The sequence below is a fragment of the Mesorhizobium sp. M1365 genome, from assembly GCF_040317865.1.
Classification (GTDB): Bacteria; Pseudomonadota; Alphaproteobacteria; order Rhizobiales; family Rhizobiaceae; genus Mesorhizobium.
The window spans coordinates 194,712-214,255 of record NZ_JAMYLG010000009.1; the positions used below are offsets into that span (position 1 = coordinate 194,712).

Here is a 19,544-nt window from a genome sequence, read left to right on the forward strand (position 1 = left end):
TTTGGCGGCATCTATGTCAGGAGAGAAAAGTGGAGTAAAAAGTGAAGGAAATCAAACAGGAGCGGATCGGACCAGTTTTCCCGGATATGCCGTCCAGCACCGCGATTTGAACAAGGTTTGACTTGCTTCGCCGAAAGCGCTGCGCTAACCCTCGCCGCGTTGCAGCATAGAGCCCCCTTAAAACGGTTCAGTGGTTAAACTGTCACGCTTCCGCAAGTGGGTCCGGTGCTGTAATCAGAGTGGATTGGCCGCCAACGGAAACTGCAGCATGAACGCACTTTTAGGTTCGTACCTGCCCATCGTCCTGTTCATCGGCGTGGCGCTGATCGTCGGGCTGGCGCTGCTCGCCGCACCGTTCCTGGTGGCCTACCGCAACCCCGATCCGGAAAAGCTTTCCGCCTACGAGTGCGGCTTCAACTCGTTCGACGACGCCCGCATGAAGTTCGATATCCGCTTCTACCTGGTGTCGATCCTGTTCATCATCTTCGATCTGGAGGTGGCCTTCCTGTTTCCGTGGGCGGTGTCGTTCAGCCAGATCGGCATGCTCGGTTTCTGGTCGATGATGGTGTTTTTGGCGGTGTTGACCATCGGCTTTGCCTATGAATGGAAAAAAGGAGCGCTGGAATGGGATTGAACGACAGTTCCGGTACGCTCGTCGCGCCGAAGCCCAAGGGCCTCATCGACCCCAACACCGGCAGGCCGGTCGGGTCCGACGATCCATTCTTCCTGGAGATCAACAACGAGCTCGCCGACAAGGGCTTTCTCGTCACCTCGACCGAGGCGCTGATCACCTGGGCGCGCAGCGGCTCGCTGATGTTCATGACGTTTGGCCTCGCCTGCTGCGCCGTCGAGATGATCCACACCTCGATGCCGCGCTATGACAGCGAGCGCTTCGGCGTGGCGCCGCGCGCGTCTCCGCGCCAGTCCGACATCATGATCGTCGCCGGCACGCTGACCAACAAGATGGCGCCGGCGCTGCGCAAGGTCTACGACCAGATGCCGGAGCCGCGCTACGTCATCTCGATGGGCTCCTGCGCCAATGGCGGCGGCTATTACCATTATTCCTATTCGGTGGTGCGCGGCTGCGACCGCATCGTGCCGGTCGACATCTACGTGCCCGGCTGTCCGCCGAGCGCCGAAGCGCTGCTCTACGGCATCCTTCTGCTGCAGAAGAAGATCCGCCGCACCGGCACGATCGAACGGTGAGCGGCATGACCCAGGCGTTGAATGACCTCTCGACCTATCTCGGCGAGAAGCTGATCGGCCGGATCGGGGAGGCGGTGTTCGCCTATGGCGAACTCACCATCTCGGTCGAGCCGCGCGACCTGATCGAGGTGGTGACCTTCCTGCGCGACGACCCGAAATGCCAGTTCATTTCGATCATCGACGTCTGCGGCGCCGATTATCCATCGCGGGCGAAGCGCTTCGACGTCGTCTATCATTTGCTGTCGCCGAGACAGAATATCCGCATCCGAATCAAGGTCCAGGCCGACGAAGAGACGCTGGTGCCGTCAATCACCGGGATTTATCCCGGCGCCGACTGGTTCGAGCGCGAGACCTATGATCTCTATGGCGTGCTGTTTTCAGGCCATCCCGATCTGCGGCGGATTCTGACCGATTACGGCTTTGAAGGCCATCCGCTGCGCAAGGACTTTCCGCTTACCGGCTTCGTCGAGGTGCGTTACGACGACGAAGCCAAACGCGTCATCTACGAGCCGGTGGAGCTCAAGCAGGAATTCCGCAATTTCGATTTTCTGTCTCCGTGGGAAGGTACGGATTACGTGCTTCCGGGGGATGAGAAGGCGAAACAGTGAGTAGTGAAATAGTGAGTAGTCGGTAGGAAAGAATTGGAGCAACGGATCGAATCTTATCGTGACCTGAAGGTGTGGCAATCGGCGATGCTACTCGCTGAAGATTGTTACCGCATCACCAAAGGGTTTCCGAGAGAGGAGATCTACGGCATGACCTCTCAAATGCGCCGATCGGCGGTGTCGATCGCAGCCAATATCGCGGAGGGGTACGGTCGGGAGAACAGAGGTTCGTTCGTTCAATTTTTGCGCATGGCGCAAGGTTCGTTGAAGGAACTGGAAACGCACATACTACTGGCATGCCGGGTTGGCCTGCTACGAAATGACAACGAGATTGAGCTGCTGCTGCGATGCGAAGAGATTGGAAAAATGACGAGATCTCTTATCCGAACGGTGCAGGCCAAGCAGGCGGAATGAAGCAGGCACTGAGATTGATGATCACTACTCACTACTCACTACTGACTCTTCGCCAGAGACGCCAAAATGGCTGAAACTTCGGTCCGCAACTTCAACATCAATTTTGGCCCGCAACATCCAGCGGCGCACGGCGTTTTGCGCCTGGTGCTGGAGCTTGACGGCGAAGTCGTCGATCGCGTTGACCCGCATATCGGGCTGTTGCACCGCGGCACGGAAAAGCTGATCGAGGCCAAGACTTATCTGCAGGCCGTGCCCTATCTCGACCGGCTCGATTATTGCGCGCCGATGAACCAGGAGCATGCCTTTGCGCTTGCCGCGGAGCGGCTGCTCGGTATCGAGGTGCCGAAGCGGGGCCAGTTGATCCGAGTTCTCTATTCGGAAATCGGCCGCATCATGTCGCATATCCTCAACGTGACGACGCAGGCGATGGATGTCGGCGCGCTGACGCCGCCGCTGTGGGGCTTCGTCGAGCGCGAAAAGCTGATGGTGTTCTATGAGCGCGCCTCGGGCTCGCGCATGCATGCTGCCTATTTCCGCCCCGGGGGCGTCCATCAGGATCTGCCGCAGAAGCTGATCGAGGACATCGGCAAGTGGATCGACCCATTCCTGAAATCGGTCGACGATCTCGACGCGCTTTTGACCGGCAACCGTATCTTCAAGCAGCGCAATGTCGACATCGCGACGGTGTCTCTGGCCGACGCATGGGCCTGGGGTTTTTCCGGCGTCATGGTGCGCGGCTCGGGCGCGCCGTGGGACCTGCGCAAATCGCAGCCCTACGAATGCTATGCCGAGCTGGATTTCGACATTCCGATCGGCAAGAACGGCGACTGTTTCGACCGTTATCTGGTACGCATGGAAGAGATGCGGCAGTCGGCGAAAATCATGCGCCAGTGCGTCGACCTGTTGCTCGGCAAGGAAGGCAGCGGGCCGGTGTCTAACCTCGACGGCAAGGTGGTGCCGCCGAAGCGCGCGGCGATGAAGCGCTCGATGGAAGCGCTGATCCATCACTTCAAGCTCTACACCGAAGGCTACCGCGTGCCGGCCGGCGAGGTCTATGCGGCGGTCGAGGCGCCGAAAGGTGAGTTCGGCGTCTATCTGGTCTCCGACGGCACCAACAAACCCTATCGTTGCAAGCTGCGCGCGCCCGGCTTCGCGCACCTCCAGGCCATGGACTTTTTGTGTCGCGGCCACATGTTGGCCGACGTCACCGCCGTTCTCGGCTCCCTCGACATCGTGTTTGGTGAGGTGGATCGGTAGCAATGAACGCGCTTGTCACCGCAGCGGTTCTGACCATGGCGGCCCAAGTTCCTGCTTGGGCCCCGGATGGTCGATTGCTTTCGCGAGACCTGCTCAAGATCGGGTTTGAGCTGGTCTCGGAGGGCGACTTGCTGATGGGGCGTACATACGAGAGGCATGCGCCGATGGATGACGGGATGGGTTTTCATTCTCTTCCGTGTCCGATCGAGTCGTTTGTTGCCCAAGTGCCCAGCCGGCCGAGGCCTTACTGTGTCTCTTGGGTTGACGATCGTTATGATGAATACATCCGTCTGAAGTGCGGTAAGGAAGAGTTTGTATGCGTGTTAGGGCAATCTGAGAACTGCTATCGCGTCTCCAGTTCGGTTCAATAAGAAAACATAAAAGCGAAACTCCATGTCAGTCCGCCGTCTCGCAGAAGCCAGCCTCCAGCCAGCCTCCTTCGCCTTCAACCGGGCGAATGCGGCGGCGGCGAAGCAGTGGATCAAGAAATATCCGAAGGGACGCGAGCAATCCGCGATCATCCCCTTGCTGATGCTGGCGCAGGAGCAGGAAGGCTGGGTGACCAAGGCGGCGATCGAAACGATCTCCGACATGCTCGACATGCCCTATATCCGTGGGCTGGAAGTCGCCACCTTCTATACCCAGTACCAGCTCAATCCGGTCGGCACCCGCGCGCATATCCAGGTCTGCGGCACCACGCCCTGCATGCTGCGCGGCTCGGAAGCGCTGATGGATGTCTGCCGCTCGAAGATCCATCACGACCAGTTCCACACCAACGACAAGGGCACGCTGTCGTGGGAGGAGGTCGAATGCCTCGGCGCCTGCGTCAACGCACCGATGGTGATGATATTCAAGGACACCTATGAGGATTTGACGCCGGAGCGGCTTGCCGAGATCATCGACCTCTATGACGCCGGCAAAGGTGCTTCGGTGACGCCAGGACCGCAAAACGGCCGCATCACTTCCGAGCCGGCCAGTGGCCTGACGACCCTCAAGAGCGAAAAGGCGATCCTCAAGGCGACCCGCGACCGGGAAACCAGGGCGGCGACCAAGGCCGCCAAGGATGCAGAGCCGGCGGCCGCCGCCGCAGCATCAGTTCCGCCAGCTGCTCCTGCCGCGCCGGCGCCGGTTGCGCCCTCGAATGCCAGCAAGCCGAAGACCGACGCGGTCGAGACCAACCCGGCGCTGAAATCGCCGTCGGCGACGAAAGTCGCGCCCGCGGCGGAAAGGGCGGCGAGCGTCGCAGCGCCTCTGCATTCGGCCGCCAATGCCAACAAGGCCGAACCGCAGGTCGAGGACGTCTCGAAACAGCGCAAGGGCCCCAAGAACAAGGCCGAGCCGGCGTCTGCTTTCAAAGCGCCGGAGGCCAAGGTCAAACCGGCGAAGGCTGCGGCCAAGCCGTCGCCCGGAAACAGGAGCCGGCCGACCGGCAAGAAGCCGGTCTGAGGAACGAGCAATGCTTCAGGACAGAGACCGCATCTTCAACAACATCTACGGCCGCTTCGACAAGTCGCTGGCCGGCGCCATGGCGCGCGGCGCCTGGGACAACACGCCCGGCATCGTTGCCAAGGGGCGCGAGTGGATCGTCAACGAGATGAAGGCATCGGGCCTGCGCGGCCGCGGCGGCGCCGGTTTCCCGACCGGGCTCAAATGGTCGTTCATGCCCAAGCAAAGCGACGGCCGGCCGAGCTATCTCGTCGTCAATGCCGACGAATCCGAGCCCGGCACCTGCAAGGACCGCGACATACTGCGCCATGACCCGCACACGCTGGTCGAAGGCTGCCTGCTTGCCGGCTTCGCCATGGGCGCGGTCGCCGCCTACATCTATGTGCGCGGCGAGTTCATCCGCGAGCGTGAGGCGCTGCAACGCGCCATAGACGAGGCCTATGCGGCCAAGCTGATCGGCAAGAACAACACCTCCGGCTACGATTTCGACATCTACATGCACCATGGCGCCGGTGCCTATATCTGCGGCGAGGAAACGGCGCTGCTCGAAAGCCTCGAGGGCAAGAAGGGCCAGCCGCGGCTGAAGCCGCCGTTTCCGGCCAATGTCGGCCTCTATGGCTGCCCGACGACGGTCAACAATGTCGAGTCCATCGCTGTCGCGCCGACCATCCTGCGCCGCGGTGCCGCCTGGTTCTCGTCCTTCGGCCGGCCCAACAATGTCGGCACCAAGCTGTTCTGCATCTCCGGCCACGTCAACAATCCATGCACCGTCGAAGAGGCGATGTCGATCCCGTTCCGCGAACTGATCGAGACGCATTGCGGCGGCATTCGCGGCGGCTGGGACAACCTGCTGGCGGTCATTCCGGGCGGCGCCTCGGTGCCGCTGGTGCCGGCCGAGCAGATCATCGACGCGCCGATGGATTTCGATGCGTTGCGCGACCTGAAATCGGGCCTCGGCACGGCGGCTGTCATCGTCATGGACAAATCGACCGATATCGTGAAGGCGATCGCGCGGCTGTCCTATTTCTACAAGCACGAGAGCTGCGGCCAGTGCACGCCTTGCCGTGAGGGCACCGGCTGGATGTGGCGGGTGATGGAACGGCTGGTGCGCGGCGAGGCGCAGAAGCGCGAGATCGACATGCTGCTCGACGTGACGAAGCAGGTCGAGGGCCACACGATCTGTGCGCTGGGCGATGCGGCGGCGTGGCCGATCCAGGGCCTGATGCGGCATTTCCGCGGCGAGGTGGAGCGGCGCATCGACGAGTTTTCGCGCAACGCACATCGCGCCGAACCGGTGCTGGCGGCGGCGGAATAGAAGAATTCAAAATGCGGACGAATGTCCGATACGAGGAAACGAGCGCGGGGCAGACGGAAACGACCAGGAGACCACCTATGTCGCTGTTTTCGACACCCGACGATTTTACGCCCGATATGGACCCGTTGTTGAAGATGAACCAGGATCTGACCAGGATGATGCCGAAGGAGATGGCCAATGCCGTCAATCTCCTGGCGCATCCTGTCGCGGGCGCGGCGGCGATGACGGCACTCGGCATCGGTCTTGCCAACCACGCCTTTGGCATCTGGATGGGCGTGCTTTCGGGCGCGGCCGAAACCTCGCAGCGGCTTTGGCAGCCGGTCGCCGAGGATTTCGAGGCCCGGACGGAACGCTTTTCCGCGACCGGCAAAAGCTCCTCGACAAAGGCGCGCGCAGCGACCAAAACCCTGATTGCCGAGGCGCAGTCCTTCGCCAACGATGTGACCGACATTGCGACGAGCACCGCTGCGCGGAGCTTGGCGAATGCCAGCACCGTTGCAGCGGATGCGTCGGCCGGGCTGATGCCGGAGGATTTCAAGCAGCCCAAGCCGATGGATCGGCCAGCCGAGCCGGCTGACCTCAAGGCGATATCGGGCATCGGGCCGAAACTGGAAAAGGTGCTGAACGGCCTTGGCATCTGGACATACGCCCAGATCGCCGCGTGGACGCCGCAAGAGATCGCCTGGGTCGAAGATTACCTGTCGTTGAAGGGCCGCATCGGCCGTGACGGCTGGATCGGTCAGGCGGCCGCGTTGGCCGGGGCCAAAAAGTGAATTCAATATCGTGCGCGGTTTCGGCTGCGCCCGGAAGGAAAGATTGCGGAACGTCCGCAGGGGTTTGAGGCGAAATGGCAAAGCTCAAGGTCGACGGGAAAGAGATCACTGTACCCGACCATTACACGCTGCTGCAGGCGGCCGAGGACGCCGGCGCGGAAGTGCCGCGCTTCTGCTTCCATGAGCGGCTGTCGATCGCCGGCAATTGCCGCATGTGCCTGATCGAAGTAAAGGGCGGCCCGCCCAAGCCGCAGGCGTCCTGCGCCATGGGCGTGCGCGACCTGCGCCCCGGTCCGAATGGCGAGCCGCCGGAAATCTTCACCAACACGCCGATGGTCAAGAAGGCGCGCGAAGGCGTGATGGAATTCCTGCTGATCAACCATCCGCTGGACTGCCCGATCTGCGACCAGGGCGGCGAGTGCGACCTGCAGGACCAGGCGATGGCGTTCGGAGTCGATTCCTCGCGCTACCATGAGAACAAGCGGGCGGTCGAAGACAAGTATATCGGGCCGCTCGTCAAGACGATCATGAACCGCTGCATCCATTGCACGCGCTGCGTCCGCTTCACCACCGAGATTGCGGGCATATCCGAGCTCGGCCTGATCGGCCGCGGCGAGGATGCCGAGATCACCACCTATCTCGAAAGCGCGATGACTTCGGAACTGCAGGGCAATGTCATCGACCTTTGCCCGGTCGGTGCGCTGACCTCCAAACCCTACGCCTTCCAGGCACGGCCGTGGGAGCTGACCAAGACCGAATCCATCGACGTGATGGACGCCGTCGGCTCGGCGATCCGCGTCGATAGCCGGGGCCGCGAAGTGATGCGCATCCTGCCGCGTACCAACGAGGCGGTGAACGAGGAATGGATTTCCGACAAGACCCGCTTCATCTGGGACGGCTTGCGCACGCAGCGCCTCGACCGCCCCTATGTGCGCAAGGACGGCAGACTGGCCCCGGCAAGCTGGGCCGAGGCTTTTGCCGCTATCAAGGAAGAGGTGTCGAATGCGGCACCCGAAAAGATCGGTGCCATTGCCGGCGATCTCGCAGCCGTCGAGGAGATCTACGCGCTGAAGCTTCTGATGGCTTCGCTCGGCTCGAAGAACACCGACTGCCGCCAGGACGGCGCCGCACTCGATCCGTCGCTCGGCCGGGCGAGCTATGTCTTCAACCCGACCATCGAAGGCATCGAACAGGCCGATGCGGTGCTGATCATCGGCGCCAATCCGCGCTTCGAGGCATCCTTGCTCAACGCCCGCATCCGCAAGCGCTGGCGGGCCGGCAATCTGCCGGTCGGCGTCATCGGCGATGTCGGCGAAACGCGCTATGATTACGAGCAGCTCGGCGCCGGGCCGGAATCGCTGAAGGATCTGGCCGACGGTAACGGCAAGTTCTTCCAGCTGCTGAAGAAGGCGACGCATCCGCTGATCATCGTCGGACAGGGTGCGATGGCGCGTCCGGACGGGGCGGCCGTGCTCGGCCAGGCGGCGAAGCTCGCCGTCGCAGTCAACGCCGCCAGGGCCGACTGGAACGGCTTTGCCGTGCTGCACACTGCCGCGGCACGCGTCGGCGGCCTCGATGTCGGGTTTGTGCCGGGCGAGGGCGGCAGGAACGTCGCCGGCATGCTGGGCGAGACCGATGTGCTGTTCCTGCTCGGCGCTGACGAAATCGATATGGCCAAGACCGGCGGCGCTTTCGTCGTCTATATCGGCACGCATGGCGACAAGGGCGCACACCGCGCCAACGTCATCCTGCCGGGTGCCGCCTATACCGAGAAGTCGGGCACCTTCGTCAACACCGAGGGGCGCGTGCAGCAGACCAACCGTGCCGGCTTCGCGCCCGGTGAGGCACGCGAGGACTGGGCGATCCTTCGGGCACTATCGGATGTGCTTGGCAAGAAGCTGCCGTTCGATTCGCTGCCGCAGCTGCGCGCTAAGCTCTATGCGGAATACCCGCATCTTGCCCGCATCGACCATGTCGCGGCCGGCGACCCGGCCGACATCGCCAGGGTTGCCAAGCTCGGCGGGCGGCTGAACAAGGGCACCTTCACCTCGCCGGTCAAGGATTTCTACCTGACCAACCCGATCGCGCGGGCTTCCGCAGTGATGGCGGAGTGCTCGGCTTTGGCGAAGAACGGCTTCAGGCAGGCGGCGGAGTAGATATGGACACCTTCTTCTCCTTCTACGTGCTGCCGGCGCTGCTGATTCTTTTGAAGTCGGTCGTGCTGATCGTCGTTCTGTTGATCTTCGTCGCCTATGTGCTCTACGCCGACCGCAAGATCTGGGCGGCGGTGCAATTGCGCCGAGGCCCGAACGTCGTTGGCCCATGGGGCACGCTGCAGGCCTTCGCCGATCTGCTGAAATTCGTCTTCAAGGAGCCGGTCATCCCGTCCGGCGCCAACAAGGGCGTTTTCCTGCTGGCGCCCTTGGTGTCGGCGGTGCTGGCGATCTCTGCCTGGGCGGTCATACCGGTCAATGAAGGCTGGGCGATCGCCAACGTCAATGTCGGCATCCTCTATGTCTTCGCCATCTCCTCGCTCGAGGTCTATGGCGTCATCATGGGCGGCTGGGCGTCCAATTCGAAATACCCCTTCCTCGGCGCGCTGCGCTCGGCGGCGCAGATGGTGTCCTACGAAGTCTCCATCGGTTTCGTCATTGTCACCGTGCTGCTTTGCGTCGGCTCGCTCAACCTGTCCGACATCGTCTTGTCGCAACAGGACGGGCTGGGCACGCGGCTCGGCCTGCCCAACACCTTCCTCGACTGGCATTGGCTGTCGCTGTTCCCGATGTTCATCGTCTTCTTCATCTCGGCGTTGGCCGAGACCAACCGGCCGCCCTTCGACCTTGTGGAAGCCGAATCGGAACTCGTCGCCGGCCATATGGTCGAATATTCCTCGACGCCGTTCCTGCTGTTCTTCCTCGGCGAATATGTCGCCGTCGTCCTGATGTGCGCGCTGGCCACCATCCTGTTCCTTGGCGGCTGGCTGCCACCCTTCAACTTCGCGCCGTTCACCTGGGTGCCGGGGCTGATCTGGTTCGTGCTCAAGGTCTGCCTGGTATTCTTCATGTTCTCGATGGTGAAAGCGTTCGTGCCGCGCTATCGCTACGATCAGCTGATGCGGCTCGGCTGGAAGGTCTTCCTGCCGATCTCGCTGTTCATGGTGGTCGCCACCGCGGCATTCCTCAAAATCACGGGGTTTGCGTGATGACATATGAAATTGGGGGAGCGATCGGTGGCGTTGCTTTTGCGGCTGTCGAGTTCTTTCTACTTCGCGCTTACTGGTTGAAGCCCGAACTTCCACTGAAAAACCGACGTGTCCTAAGAGGCGTTGCCTTTTTCGGTTTTGCCTTTCTGCCAATAGTTGGATGGATTCAAGGTATGAAACTTTCGGGAGCCCTTTGATGTCCGCTCTTTCCCAGGCCGCCAAGTCACTGCTTTTGCAGGATTTCGTCAGCGCTTTCTTCCTGTCGATGCGCCAGTTCTTCGCGCCGAAGGAGACGATCAACTATCCGCATGAAAAGGGGCCGGTCAGCCCGCGCTTCCGTGGCGAACATGCGCTGCGCCGTTATCCCAACGGCGAGGAACGCTGCATCGCCTGCAAATTGTGCGAGGCGATCTGCCCGGCGCAGGCCATCACCATCGAGGCCGGCCCGCGCCGCAACGACGGCACACGGCGCACCGTGCGCTACGACATCGATATGGTGAAATGCATTTACTGCGGCTTCTGCCAGGAAGCCTGCCCGGTCGACGCCATTGTCGAGGGCCCGAATTTCGAATTCGCGACCGAAACGCGCGAGGAGCTTTATTACGACAAGGACAGGCTCCTGGCCAATGGCGACCGCTGGGAGCGTGAACTGGCGCGCAACATCTCGCTGGATGCGCCTTACCGCTGATATTTGACGCATGGACGGGGCGAGGGGCCTCGTTTAAGGAACACGCAACTTGCCGACCGGAGGCGGTGGCAAAAAACAGGACGAACGTCCTGTTCTGACAGGAAACCCGGGGGAACCCATGCTGAGTGGACTAGAGGCGGCCTTTTTCTACCTCTTCGCCTTTGTCGCGGTGGCATCGGCGTTCATGGTCATATCGGCGCGCAATCCCGTGCATTCGGTGCTGTTCCTGATCCTGACCTTCTTCAACGCCGCCGGCCTGTTCATGCTGACCGGCGCCGAGTTCCTGGCGATGATCCTGCTCGTCGTCTATGTCGGCGCGGTGCTGGTGCTGTTCCTGTTCGTCGTCATGATGCTCGACGTCGACTTCGCCGAAATGAAGGAAGGCGCCCTGCAATATGCACCGATCGGCGCGCTGGTCGGGCTGATCCTGGCGGCGGAGCTGATCGTGGTGCTCGGCGGCTATACATTCGCGCCGAAACTGGCGGCGACGGTCGCCAAGCCCATTCCGGACCTGGCCGCGCGCTCGAACACAGCAGCGCTCGGCGACATCCTCTATACGGATTACCTCTATTACTTCCAGGTGGCGGGGCTGGTGCTGCTGGTCGCCATGATCGGCGCCATCGTGCTGACGCTGCGCCACAAGCCGGGCGTCAAGCGGCAGTCGATCGCCGCCCAGGTCGGCCGCACGGCGGCAACCGGAGTGGAAATCCGCAAGGTCAAGACGGGCGAAGGAGTCTGAGATGGTCGTCGGCATCGCGCACTACCTGACCGTATCGGCGATCCTGTTCACGCTCGGCGTGTTCGGCATCTTCCTGAACCGCAGGAACGTCATCGTCATCCTGATGTCGATCGAGCTGATCCTGCTTGCCGTCAACATCAATTTCGTCGCCTTCTCGGCGGCGCTCGGCGACCTGGTCGGCCAGGTGTTCGCACTGTTCGTGCTGACGGTCGCGGCGGCCGAAGCGGCGATCGGCCTTGCCATTCTCGTCGTCTTCTTCCGCAACCGCGGCTCGATCGCGGTCGAAGACGTGAACATGATGAAGGGTTGACGGAACCACCATGTATCAGGCCATCGTCTTCCTTCCGCTGCTCGGCTTCTTGATCGTCGGCCTGTTCGGCACTTCGCTCGGCGCCAAGGCTTCAGAATACATCACCTCCGGCTTCCTGGTGATCGCGGCTGTGCTGTCGTGGGTCGCCTTCTTCTCGGTCGGCTTCGGCGGCGGCGAGGTGTTCACCGTGCCGGTGATGCGCTGGATCCAGTCGGGCGGGCTGGAGGCGTCCTGGGCGCTCAGGATCGACACGCTGACGGTGGTCATGCTGGTCGTCGTCAACACGGTGTCGTCGCTGGTCCATATCTACTCGATCGGCTACATGCATCACGATCCGGACCGGCCGCGCTTCTTCGCCTATCTGTCGCTGTTTACCTTCGCCATGCTGATGCTGGTGACGGCCGACAACCTCGTGCAGATGTTCTTCGGCTGGGAAGGCGTCGGCCTTGCCTCCTATCTGCTGATCGGCTTCTGGTACAAGAAGCCTTCGGCCAATGCGGCTGCAATCAAGGCCTTCGTCGTCAACCGCGTCGGCGATTTCGGCTTTGCGCTCGGCATCTTCGGCGTGTTCGTGCTGTTCGGCTCGGTCAATCTCGGCACCATCTTCGCCAATGCGGCGACGTTCATTCCGGCGGAAGGCGCGCCGCAAGGTGCGGCCGTGCTGACCTTCCTCGGCTACGCACTCGACAGGCAGGCTGCGATGACGGTCGTCTGCCTGCTCCTGTTCATGGGCGCCATGGGCAAGTCGGCGCAGGTGCCGCTGCACACCTGGCTGCCGGATGCCATGGAGGGCCCGACGCCGGTCTCGGCCCTGATCCATGCCGCGACCATGGTGACGGCAGGCGTGTTCATGCTGGCGCGGTTGTCGCCGCTGTTCGAGCTGTCGCATTCGGCACTGACGGTGGTTACCTTCATCGGCGCCTTCACCGCCTTCTTCGCGGCGACCGTCGGTCTCGTCCAGAACGACATCAAGCGCGTCATCGCCTATTCGACCTGTTCGCAGCTCGGCTACATGTTCGTGGCGCTCGGCGTCGGCGCCTATGGCGCAGCGATTTTCCATCTGTTCACCCACGCCTTCTTCAAGGCGCTGCTGTTCCTCGGCTCGGGCTCGGTCATCCACGCCGTCTCCGACGAGCAGGACATGCGCAAAATGGGCGGCCTGAGGACGCTGATCCCGACGACTTACTGGATGATGGTGATCGGCACGCTGGCGCTGACCGGTGTCGGCATTCCGGTAACGATCATCGGCACGGCCGGCTTCTTTTCCAAGGACGCCATCATCGAAGCGGCCTTCGCCGGCCACAATGCGGTAGCCGCGTTTGCCTTCATATTGCTGGTCATTGCTGCCTGCTTCACCTCCTTCTACTCCTGGCGGCTGATCTTCATGACCTTCCATGGCGAGCCGCGGGCCAGCCACGAGGTCATGCACCATGTCCATGAATCGCCACCGGTCATGCTGGTGCCGCTGTTCATCCTGGCGGCGGGCGCGCTGTTCGCCGGCGTGATCTTCCACGGCGCCTTCATCGGCGAGGGCTACGCCGAATTCTGGAAGGCGTCGCTGTTCACGCTGCCGGACAACCACATCCTGCACGAAATCCACGAAGTGCCGTTGTGGGTCGAGCTGTCACCGTTCATCGCCATGCTGATCGGCTTTGCGATTGCCTGGCAGTTCTATATTCGCGCGCCGGAAATGCCTCGGAGCGTCGCCGCCAACCATCGCCTGCTCTACGCCTTCCTGCTCAACAAATGGTATTTCGACGAGCTCTACGACTTCCTGTTCGTGCGGCCGGCAAAGCGCCTCGGCAGCTTCCTGTGGAAGACCGGCGACGGCACCGTCATCGATGGGCTCGGGCCGGACGGCATTTCGGCGCGCGTCGTCGACGTCACCAACCGGGTCGTCAAGCTGCAGACCGGCTATCTCTACCACTATGCCTTCGCCATGCTGATCGGCGTTGCCGCACTCGTCACCTGGATGATGCTCTGATGACCGCCTGGCCGATCCTATCGCTGGTCACCTTCCTGCCGCTGGTTGGTGTGCTGCTCATCCTTTTCGTGCGTGACGACAGCGAGAACGCGCGCCGCAACATCCGCGCCATCGCGTTGTTCACGACCGCGTTCACCTTCGTGGTTTCGCTGTTCATCTGGACCGGCTTCGACAATTCGCAGCCCGGCTTCCAGTTCGTCGAGAAGTTTGCCTGGCTGGATTCCGGCATCTCCTACCATATGGGCGTAGACGGCATCTCCATGCTGTTCGTCATCCTGACCACCTTCCTGATGCCGCTCTGCATCCTCGCCTCGTGGGAATCGATCGAGAAGCGCGTCAAGGCCTATATGATCGCCTTCCTGCTGCTCGAGACGCTGATGATCGGCGTGTTCTGCGCGCTCGACATCGTCTTGTTCTATGTCTTCTTCGAAGCCGGCCTGATCCCGATGTTCATCATCATCGGCGTGTGGGGCGGCAAGCGGCGCGTCTATGCCTCCTTCAAGTTCTTCCTCTATACGCTGGCCGGCTCGGTGCTGATGCTGCTCGCCATCATGGCGATGTTCTTCCAGTCCGGCACCACCGATATCCCGACGCTTCTGACGCATAACTTCCCGGCCAATATGCAGACCTGGCTATGGCTTGCCTTCTTCGCGTCCTTCGCGGTGAAGATGCCGATGTGGCCGGTGCATACCTGGCTGCCGGACGCGCATGTCGAGGCGCCGACGGCCGGCTCGGTAATCCTGGCCGCCATCCTGCTCAAGATGGGCGGGTACGGCTTCCTGCGTTTTTCGCTGCCGATGTTTCCGATCGCATCCGAAATGTTCGCGCCGCTGATCTTCACGCTTTCCGTCGTCGCCATCATCTACACCTCGCTGGTGGCGCTGATGCAGGAGGACATGAAGAAGCTGATCGCCTATTCGTCGGTCGCTCACATGGGCTTCGTCACCATGGGCATCTTCGCGATGAACCAGGAAGGCGTCCAGGGCTCGATCTTCCAGATGCTGTCGCACGGCCTGGTCTCCGGCGCGCTGTTCCTCTGCGTCGGCGTCGTCTACGACCGCATGCATACGCGTGACATCGACGCCTATGGCGGGTTGGTCAACAACATGCCGAAATATGCAACCGTGTTCATGATCTTCACCATGGCCAATGTCGGCCTGCCCGGCACCAGCGGCTTCGTCGGCGAGTTCCTGACCATGCTCGGCGTGTTCCGGGTCAACACCTGGGTAGCGTTCTTCGCCGCCACCGGCGTCGTCCTTTCGGCGGCCTATGCGCTCTGGCTCTACCGCAAGGTGATCTTCGGCGCGCTGACCAAGGAAAGCCTTAAAGGCCTGCTCGACCTGTCGACGCGCGAGAAGGTGATCATCTATCCGCTGGTCGCGCTGGTCATCTTCTTCGGCGTCTATCCGGCGCCGATCTTCGACGCGACCGCCGAATCGGTCAAGGCGCTCGTTACCAATGTCACCGCATCCATCGGCGCCGCGCAGACCGCGGCGGCGAACTGACTGGGGGTTTTGCGAACCATGACGCCGGACCTTCTCTCAAGCCTGTCGCTCTCGACGCCAGAGCTGATCCTCGCCCTCGGCGCCTTGGCGCTGTTGATGCTCGGCGCCTATTCTCGCGCCAACACCACTGTCACGGTGAGCGGCCTTGCTGTTGCCGTGCTGGTGATCGCCGGCGCCTGGCTGATCTTTTCCCCAGGGCAGGGCAATGCCTATGGCGAAGCCTTCATCCAGGACCCATTCGCCCGCTTCATGAAGGTGCTGGCGCTGATCGGCTCGGCGGTGACGCTGGTCATGTCGGTCCGCTTTGCCCAGGCGGAGCGTTTCGACAAGTTCGAATATCCGGTGCTGATCCTGCTCTGCACGCTCGGCATGATGCTGATGATCTCGGCCAACGGCATGATCGGGCTCTATCTCGGCCTCGAGCTGCAATCGCTGGCGATCTACGTGCTGGCGGCGATCAACCGCGATAATCTGCGCTCGACCGAGGCCGGGCTGAAGTACTTCGTCCTTGGCGCGCTGTCGTCGGGCATGCTGCTTTACGGCATCTCGCTGGTCTACGGCTACACCGGCAACACCGGCTTCCAGGAGATCGCCGCGGCGCTGAGCGGCGGCGAGCGCCAGCTCGGCCTCGTCTTCGGCCTGGTTTTTGTGCTGGCCGGCCTTGCCTTCAAGATCTCGGCGGTGCCGTTCCATATGTGGACGCCCGACGTCTATGAAGGCGCGCCGACGCCGGTGACGGCTTTTCTGGCGGCGGCACCGAAGATGGCGGCGATGGCGCTGATGGTGCGCGTCACCATGGGCGCCTTCAAGCCGATCGCCGCCGACTGGCAGCAGATCATCGTCTTCATCTCGATCGCCTCGATGGCGCTTGGTGCCTTCGCGGCCATCGGCCAGACCAACATCAAACGGCTGATGGCCTATTCCTCCATCGGCCATATGGGTTATGCTCTGGTCGGCCTTGCCGCCAACAGCCAGGACGGCGTGCGCGGCGTCGCCATCTACATGCTGATCTATCTGGTGATGACGCTCGGCACCTTCGCCTTCATCCTCGCCATGCGGCGCAAGGAGGGCAATGTCGAGCAGATCAGCGATCTCGCCGGCCTGTCGGCGACCAATCCGATCATGGCGACGATCCTCACCATCCTGATGTTCTCGCTGGCCGGCATCCCGCCGCTCGCCGGCTTCTGGGGGAAATGGTACGTGTTCCTCGCCGCCATCAATGCCAACCTCTACGCGCTGGCGATCATCGGCGTGCTCGCGTCTGTGGTGGGCGCCTATTATTATCTGCGCATCATCAAGATCATGTGGTTCGACGAACCGGTCGGCGGCTTCGTGCCGATGGCGACCGAACTGCGCGTCGTGCTCGGCGCCTGCGGCGCTTTCGTGCTGTTCTACGTGCTGATCGGCGGCCCCATCGGAACCTACGCCGCTGCCGCAGCCAAGACCTTCTTCTGACGGAATGACGTTCAGGCTGGCTCCAACCGCGGCTTCGGACGGGTTCCGGCTCGAGGCGCACGACACGGTCGGCTCCACCAATGCGCTGGCGCTGGAGCACGCGCGGGCCGGCGATCCGGGCAAACTCTGGGTCGTCTCCAAAAAGCAGGAAGCGGGGCGTGGCCGCCGTGGCCGCGCCTGGGCGACGCCCGAGGGTAATCTGGCAGCGACGTTGCTGGTGATCACCAACACCGAGCTTCGGCTTGCCGCGACGCTCGGCTTCGTTGCCGGACTGGCGCTGGCCGACGCACTCGACGCCGTCGTGCCGAAGGGCAGGATCGCGATCGGCCTCGATGGTGCGAGCCAAGGCAAGAACCGTTTCGAACTGAAATGGCCGAACGATGTGCTTGCCTCGGGCGCCAAGCTCGCCGGCATCCTGCTGGAATCGGCGATGCTGGATGGCGACCGTTCGGCGGTGGCTGTCGGCATCGGCGTCAACGTGGTGGCTTATCCCAAGGATTTGCCTTATCCAGCGACGTCGCTCAGCGCGCTGGGGTCTGCTTGCGATGCCGAGACGCTGTTTCTGGCGCTGTCGGATGCTTGGAGCGAGAATGCGCGGCTGTGGAACGAAGGGCGTGGGCTTGCCGCCGTCAGGCGGCGGTGGCTGGCGCGTGCGGCGGGGCTTGGCGGGCAGGTTGCTGTCAGAATTGACGGTAATGTGGTGCGCGGCACCTTCGAGACCATTGACGAGGACTGCCGTTTCGTGATCCGCGACGATGAAGGTTCGGTTCTGACGATCGCCGCCGGCGACGTGCATTTCGGCGCGGTTGCCTCGGCCGGCGTTTGACCGGCCAATACGTTTGACTGGCCAGGTATTTGACCAGCTTGAATTTGACCGGCCGACAATTTTGACCGGCCGACAATTTTGACCGGCCCGCAATTTTGACCGGCAAGGAAGGAAAGACCATGGCGACAGCGGAAAACGCCGAACTTGTCTTCGTGCCGCTCGGCGGTGTCGGCGAGATCGGCATGAACTTTGCCCTCTACGGCTATGGATCGGCCAATGCGCGCGAATGGATCGTGGTCGACGTCGGCGTCACTTTTCCGGATGCAACCCTGCCCGGCGTCGACCTGGTTCTGCCCGACACACGCTTCATCGAGGAGAATATCGCCAATCTGCGCGGCATCGTCATTACCCATGCGCATGAGGACCATTACGGGGCGTTGCACGATATCTGGCCGAAGCTCAAGACGCCGGTGTGGATGACGCCGTTCAGCGCCGGCCTGCTGGAAGCCAAGCGGCAGGGCGAGCAAGGGGCGCCGAAGATCCCGGTGACGATCTACCGGGCCGGCGAGAAATTCACCGTCGGTCCGTTCGAGATAGAGGCCATCCCTGTTGCGCACTCCATTCCCGAACCGATGTCGCTGGCGATCACGACGCCGGCCGGCGTCGTCATCCACACCGGCGACTGGAAGATCGATCCGGCGCCGACGGTCGGGCCGATGACCGACGAGGCGCGCTTCCGAGCCTATGGCGACAAGGGCGTGCTGGCGCTGGTCTGCGATTCCACCAATGCGATGCGGGAAGGGGAATCGCCGTCCGAAGTGGCGGTGGGCGAGGGCCTCAAGAGCGTCATCCAGAACGCCAAGGGCCGGGTCGCCGTCACCAGCTTCTCCTCCAATGTCGGGCGTATCGTCTCCATCGCCAAGGCGGCGCGGGATGCCGGCCGCCAGTGCCTGGTGATTGGCCGCTCGATGAAGCGCGTCATCGATGTGGCTGATGAACTCGGCTATATGGACGGCTTGCCGGAATTCATCGCCGAGGAGGATTACGGCTTCATCCCGCGCGAAAACCTCGTCATCATCTGCACCGGCAGCCAGGGCGAGCCGCTTGCCGCACTTGCCAAGCTGTCGCGCGACGAGATGAAGTCGGTGGCGCTGACGGCCGGCGACACGGTGGTGTTTTCCTCGCGCACCATTCCCGGCAACGAGAAGGCGATCCTCGAAATCAAGAACCGCCTGATCGATCTCGGCATCAAGATCATCGAGGACGGCGATGCGCTGGTGCATGTCTCCGGCCATCCACGCCGCAGCGAATTGCGCAAGATGTATGAATGGGTGCGGCCGCAAATCGGCGTTCCCGTGCATGGCGAAGCGGCGCATCTGGTGGCGCAGGGCTCGCTGATGTCGACGTCCGGCATCGGCCAGGTCGCGCAGGTGCGCGACGGCGACATGCTCAGGCTGTATCCGGGTGCCGCCGCCATCATCGACCAGGTGCCGTTCGGCCGCATCTACAAGGACGGAAGGCTGATCGGCACCGACCAGGCGATGGGCATTCGCGACCGCCGCAAGCTGTCCTTTGCCGGCCATGTCGCCGTCAATGTCGTGCTCGACGACAAATACGAGCTTGCCGGCGATCCCGATCTGGTCGCCATCGGCGTCGCCGAGGCCGACGGCAGCGGTGAGAGCCTGGAAGACCTGATGATCGATGCGGCAATCGGCGCCGTGGACTCCATCCCCCGCCAGCGCCGAAAAGACCTCGACCTGGTCCAGGAGGCGGTGGGGCGCCCGGGGGGGCGGCGCGCCCCACCACCACCGGGGGGTGGGGTTATAAAAAAACACCCCCCACCCCACCGCCCAGTGTAATGCTGAGGTCGAGTGAGTGG

General features: G+C 62.4%; 18 protein-coding genes and 1 pseudogene. All 19 read left to right on the forward strand.

From position 1 onward, the window contains the following. Positions 1-268 precede the first annotated feature (268 nt). Positions 269-634 (forward strand): NADH-quinone oxidoreductase subunit A, encoded by a 366-nt coding sequence (locus NKH04_RS14040; RefSeq protein ID WP_023676631.1) that lies wholly within the window; start codon positions 269-271, stop codon positions 632-634. Beyond that, positions 625-1,206: a NuoB/complex I 20 kDa subunit family protein gene (locus NKH04_RS14045; protein ID WP_023670824.1), complete on the forward strand. Its 582-nt coding sequence runs from the start codon at positions 625-627 to the stop codon at positions 1,204-1,206. The genes NKH04_RS14040 and NKH04_RS14045 overlap by 10 nt, the downstream gene beginning before the upstream one ends. Before the next feature lie 5 nt (positions 1,207-1,211). Further along, entirely contained in the window at positions 1,212-1,814 is a 603-nt protein-coding gene (locus NKH04_RS14050) for an NADH-quinone oxidoreductase subunit C (protein ID WP_352617419.1), read from the forward strand. Positions 1,815-1,847: 33 nt separating this feature from the next. Continuing rightward, positions 1,848-2,225 (forward strand): four helix bundle protein, encoded by a 378-nt coding sequence (locus NKH04_RS14055; RefSeq protein WP_352768834.1) that lies wholly within the window; start codon positions 1,848-1,850, stop codon positions 2,223-2,225. Between the two features lie 66 nt (positions 2,226-2,291). Then, on the forward strand, positions 2,292-3,482 hold the full coding sequence (locus NKH04_RS14060) for an NADH-quinone oxidoreductase subunit D (RefSeq protein ID WP_352470232.1): 1,191 nt from the start codon (positions 2,292-2,294) through the stop codon (positions 3,480-3,482). 2 nt (positions 3,483-3,484) lie between these two features. After that, positions 3,485-3,853 carry a hypothetical protein gene (locus tag NKH04_RS14065; RefSeq protein ID WP_353044473.1) on the forward strand — a complete coding sequence of 123 codons (369 nt, stop codon included), beginning with the start codon at positions 3,485-3,487 and terminating at the stop codon, positions 3,851-3,853. Positions 3,854-3,875: 22 nt separating this feature from the next. Continuing rightward, a complete protein-coding gene (gene nuoE, locus NKH04_RS14070) occupies positions 3,876-4,928 on the forward strand; it encodes an NADH-quinone oxidoreductase subunit NuoE (protein WP_352470233.1) in 1,053 nt (350 codons plus the stop codon). A gap of 10 nt (positions 4,929-4,938) precedes the next feature. Then, entirely contained in the window at positions 4,939-6,243 is a 1,305-nt protein-coding gene (nuoF, locus tag NKH04_RS14075; RefSeq protein ID WP_023676626.1) for an NADH-quinone oxidoreductase subunit NuoF, read from the forward strand. A gap of 77 nt (positions 6,244-6,320) precedes the next feature. Next, a complete protein-coding gene (locus NKH04_RS14080) occupies positions 6,321-7,016 on the forward strand; it encodes a helix-hairpin-helix domain-containing protein (RefSeq protein WP_352458243.1) in 696 nt (231 codons plus the stop codon). A 74-nt stretch (positions 7,017-7,090) separates the two neighbouring features. After that, positions 7,091-9,172, forward strand: a complete 2,082-nt coding sequence (nuoG, locus tag NKH04_RS14085) for an NADH-quinone oxidoreductase subunit NuoG (protein ID WP_353044474.1) — start codon at positions 7,091-7,093, stop codon at positions 9,170-9,172. 2 nt (positions 9,173-9,174) lie between these two features. Next, positions 9,175-10,218, forward strand: coding sequence for an NADH-quinone oxidoreductase subunit NuoH (nuoH, locus tag NKH04_RS14090; RefSeq protein ID WP_292663045.1), 1,044 nt, complete (start codon positions 9,175-9,177; stop codon positions 10,216-10,218). Between the two features lie 196 nt (positions 10,219-10,414). Beyond that, positions 10,415-10,906 (forward strand): NADH-quinone oxidoreductase subunit NuoI, encoded by a 492-nt coding sequence (gene nuoI, locus NKH04_RS14095; protein WP_023676622.1) that lies wholly within the window; start codon positions 10,415-10,417, stop codon positions 10,904-10,906. A 118-nt stretch (positions 10,907-11,024) separates the two neighbouring features. After that, a complete protein-coding gene (locus tag NKH04_RS14100) occupies positions 11,025-11,645 on the forward strand; it encodes an NADH-quinone oxidoreductase subunit J (protein WP_023676621.1) in 621 nt (206 codons plus the stop codon). Between the two features lies 1 nt (position 11,646). Then, a complete protein-coding gene (gene nuoK, locus NKH04_RS14105) occupies positions 11,647-11,955 on the forward strand; it encodes an NADH-quinone oxidoreductase subunit NuoK (protein ID WP_023676620.1) in 309 nt (102 codons plus the stop codon). Between the two features lie 10 nt (positions 11,956-11,965). Next, complete coding sequence (nuoL, locus tag NKH04_RS14110; protein ID WP_352817111.1) at positions 11,966-13,939, forward strand: NADH-quinone oxidoreductase subunit L; 1,974 nt, start codon at positions 11,966-11,968, stop codon at positions 13,937-13,939. Beyond that, on the forward strand, positions 13,939-15,444 hold the full coding sequence (locus NKH04_RS14115) for an NADH-quinone oxidoreductase subunit M (RefSeq protein ID WP_352681670.1): 1,506 nt from the start codon (positions 13,939-13,941) through the stop codon (positions 15,442-15,444). The genes nuoL and NKH04_RS14115 overlap by 1 nt, the downstream gene beginning before the upstream one ends. Before the next feature lie 18 nt (positions 15,445-15,462). Further along, positions 15,463-16,899 (forward strand): NADH-quinone oxidoreductase subunit NuoN, encoded by a 1,437-nt coding sequence (gene nuoN / locus NKH04_RS14120; RefSeq protein WP_353044475.1) that lies wholly within the window; start codon positions 15,463-15,465, stop codon positions 16,897-16,899. Between the two features lie 4 nt (positions 16,900-16,903). Further along, positions 16,904-17,725, forward strand: a complete 822-nt coding sequence (locus tag NKH04_RS14125; protein ID WP_352768816.1) for a biotin--[acetyl-CoA-carboxylase] ligase — start codon at positions 16,904-16,906, stop codon at positions 17,723-17,725. A 119-nt stretch (positions 17,726-17,844) separates the two neighbouring features. Continuing rightward, positions 17,845-19,446, forward strand: a pseudogene (locus NKH04_RS14130) (ribonuclease J); the annotation flags it as partial. Between the last annotated feature and the right edge of the window lie 98 nt (positions 19,447-19,544).

Bases quoted from the DNA above. Each gene is read 5' to 3' on its own strand.
- NKH04_RS14040 (WP_023676631.1), top strand. From the start codon at position 269: ATGAACGCACTTTTAGGTTCGTACCTGCCCATCGTCCTGTTCATCGGC.
- NKH04_RS14045 (WP_023670824.1), top strand. From the start codon at position 625: ATGGGATTGAACGACAGTTCCGGTACGCTCGTCGCGCCGAAGCCCAAG.
- NKH04_RS14050 (WP_352617419.1), top strand. From the start codon at position 1,212: ATGACCCAGGCGTTGAATGACCTCTCGACCTATCTCGGCGAGAAGCTG.
- NKH04_RS14060 (WP_352470232.1), top strand. From the start codon at position 2,292: ATGGCTGAAACTTCGGTCCGCAACTTCAACATCAATTTTGGCCCGCAA.
- NKH04_RS14065 (WP_353044473.1), top strand. From the start codon at position 3,485: ATGAACGCGCTTGTCACCGCAGCGGTTCTGACCATGGCGGCCCAAGTT.
- nuoE (WP_352470233.1), top strand. From the start codon at position 3,876: ATGTCAGTCCGCCGTCTCGCAGAAGCCAGCCTCCAGCCAGCCTCCTTC.
- nuoF (WP_023676626.1), top strand. From the start codon at position 4,939: ATGCTTCAGGACAGAGACCGCATCTTCAACAACATCTACGGCCGCTTC.
- NKH04_RS14080 (WP_352458243.1), top strand. From the start codon at position 6,321: ATGTCGCTGTTTTCGACACCCGACGATTTTACGCCCGATATGGACCCG.
- nuoG (WP_353044474.1), top strand. From the start codon at position 7,091: ATGGCAAAGCTCAAGGTCGACGGGAAAGAGATCACTGTACCCGACCAT.
- nuoH (WP_292663045.1), top strand. From the start codon at position 9,175: ATGGACACCTTCTTCTCCTTCTACGTGCTGCCGGCGCTGCTGATTCTT.
- nuoI (WP_023676622.1), top strand. From the start codon at position 10,415: ATGTCCGCTCTTTCCCAGGCCGCCAAGTCACTGCTTTTGCAGGATTTC.
- NKH04_RS14100 (WP_023676621.1), top strand. From the start codon at position 11,025: ATGCTGAGTGGACTAGAGGCGGCCTTTTTCTACCTCTTCGCCTTTGTC.
- nuoK (WP_023676620.1), top strand. From the start codon at position 11,647: ATGGTCGTCGGCATCGCGCACTACCTGACCGTATCGGCGATCCTGTTC.
- nuoL (WP_352817111.1), top strand. From the start codon at position 11,966: ATGTATCAGGCCATCGTCTTCCTTCCGCTGCTCGGCTTCTTGATCGTC.
- NKH04_RS14115 (WP_352681670.1), top strand. From the start codon at position 13,939: ATGACCGCCTGGCCGATCCTATCGCTGGTCACCTTCCTGCCGCTGGTT.
- nuoN (WP_353044475.1), top strand. From the start codon at position 15,463: ATGACGCCGGACCTTCTCTCAAGCCTGTCGCTCTCGACGCCAGAGCTG.
- NKH04_RS14125 (WP_352768816.1), top strand. From the start codon at position 16,904: ATGACGTTCAGGCTGGCTCCAACCGCGGCTTCGGACGGGTTCCGGCTC.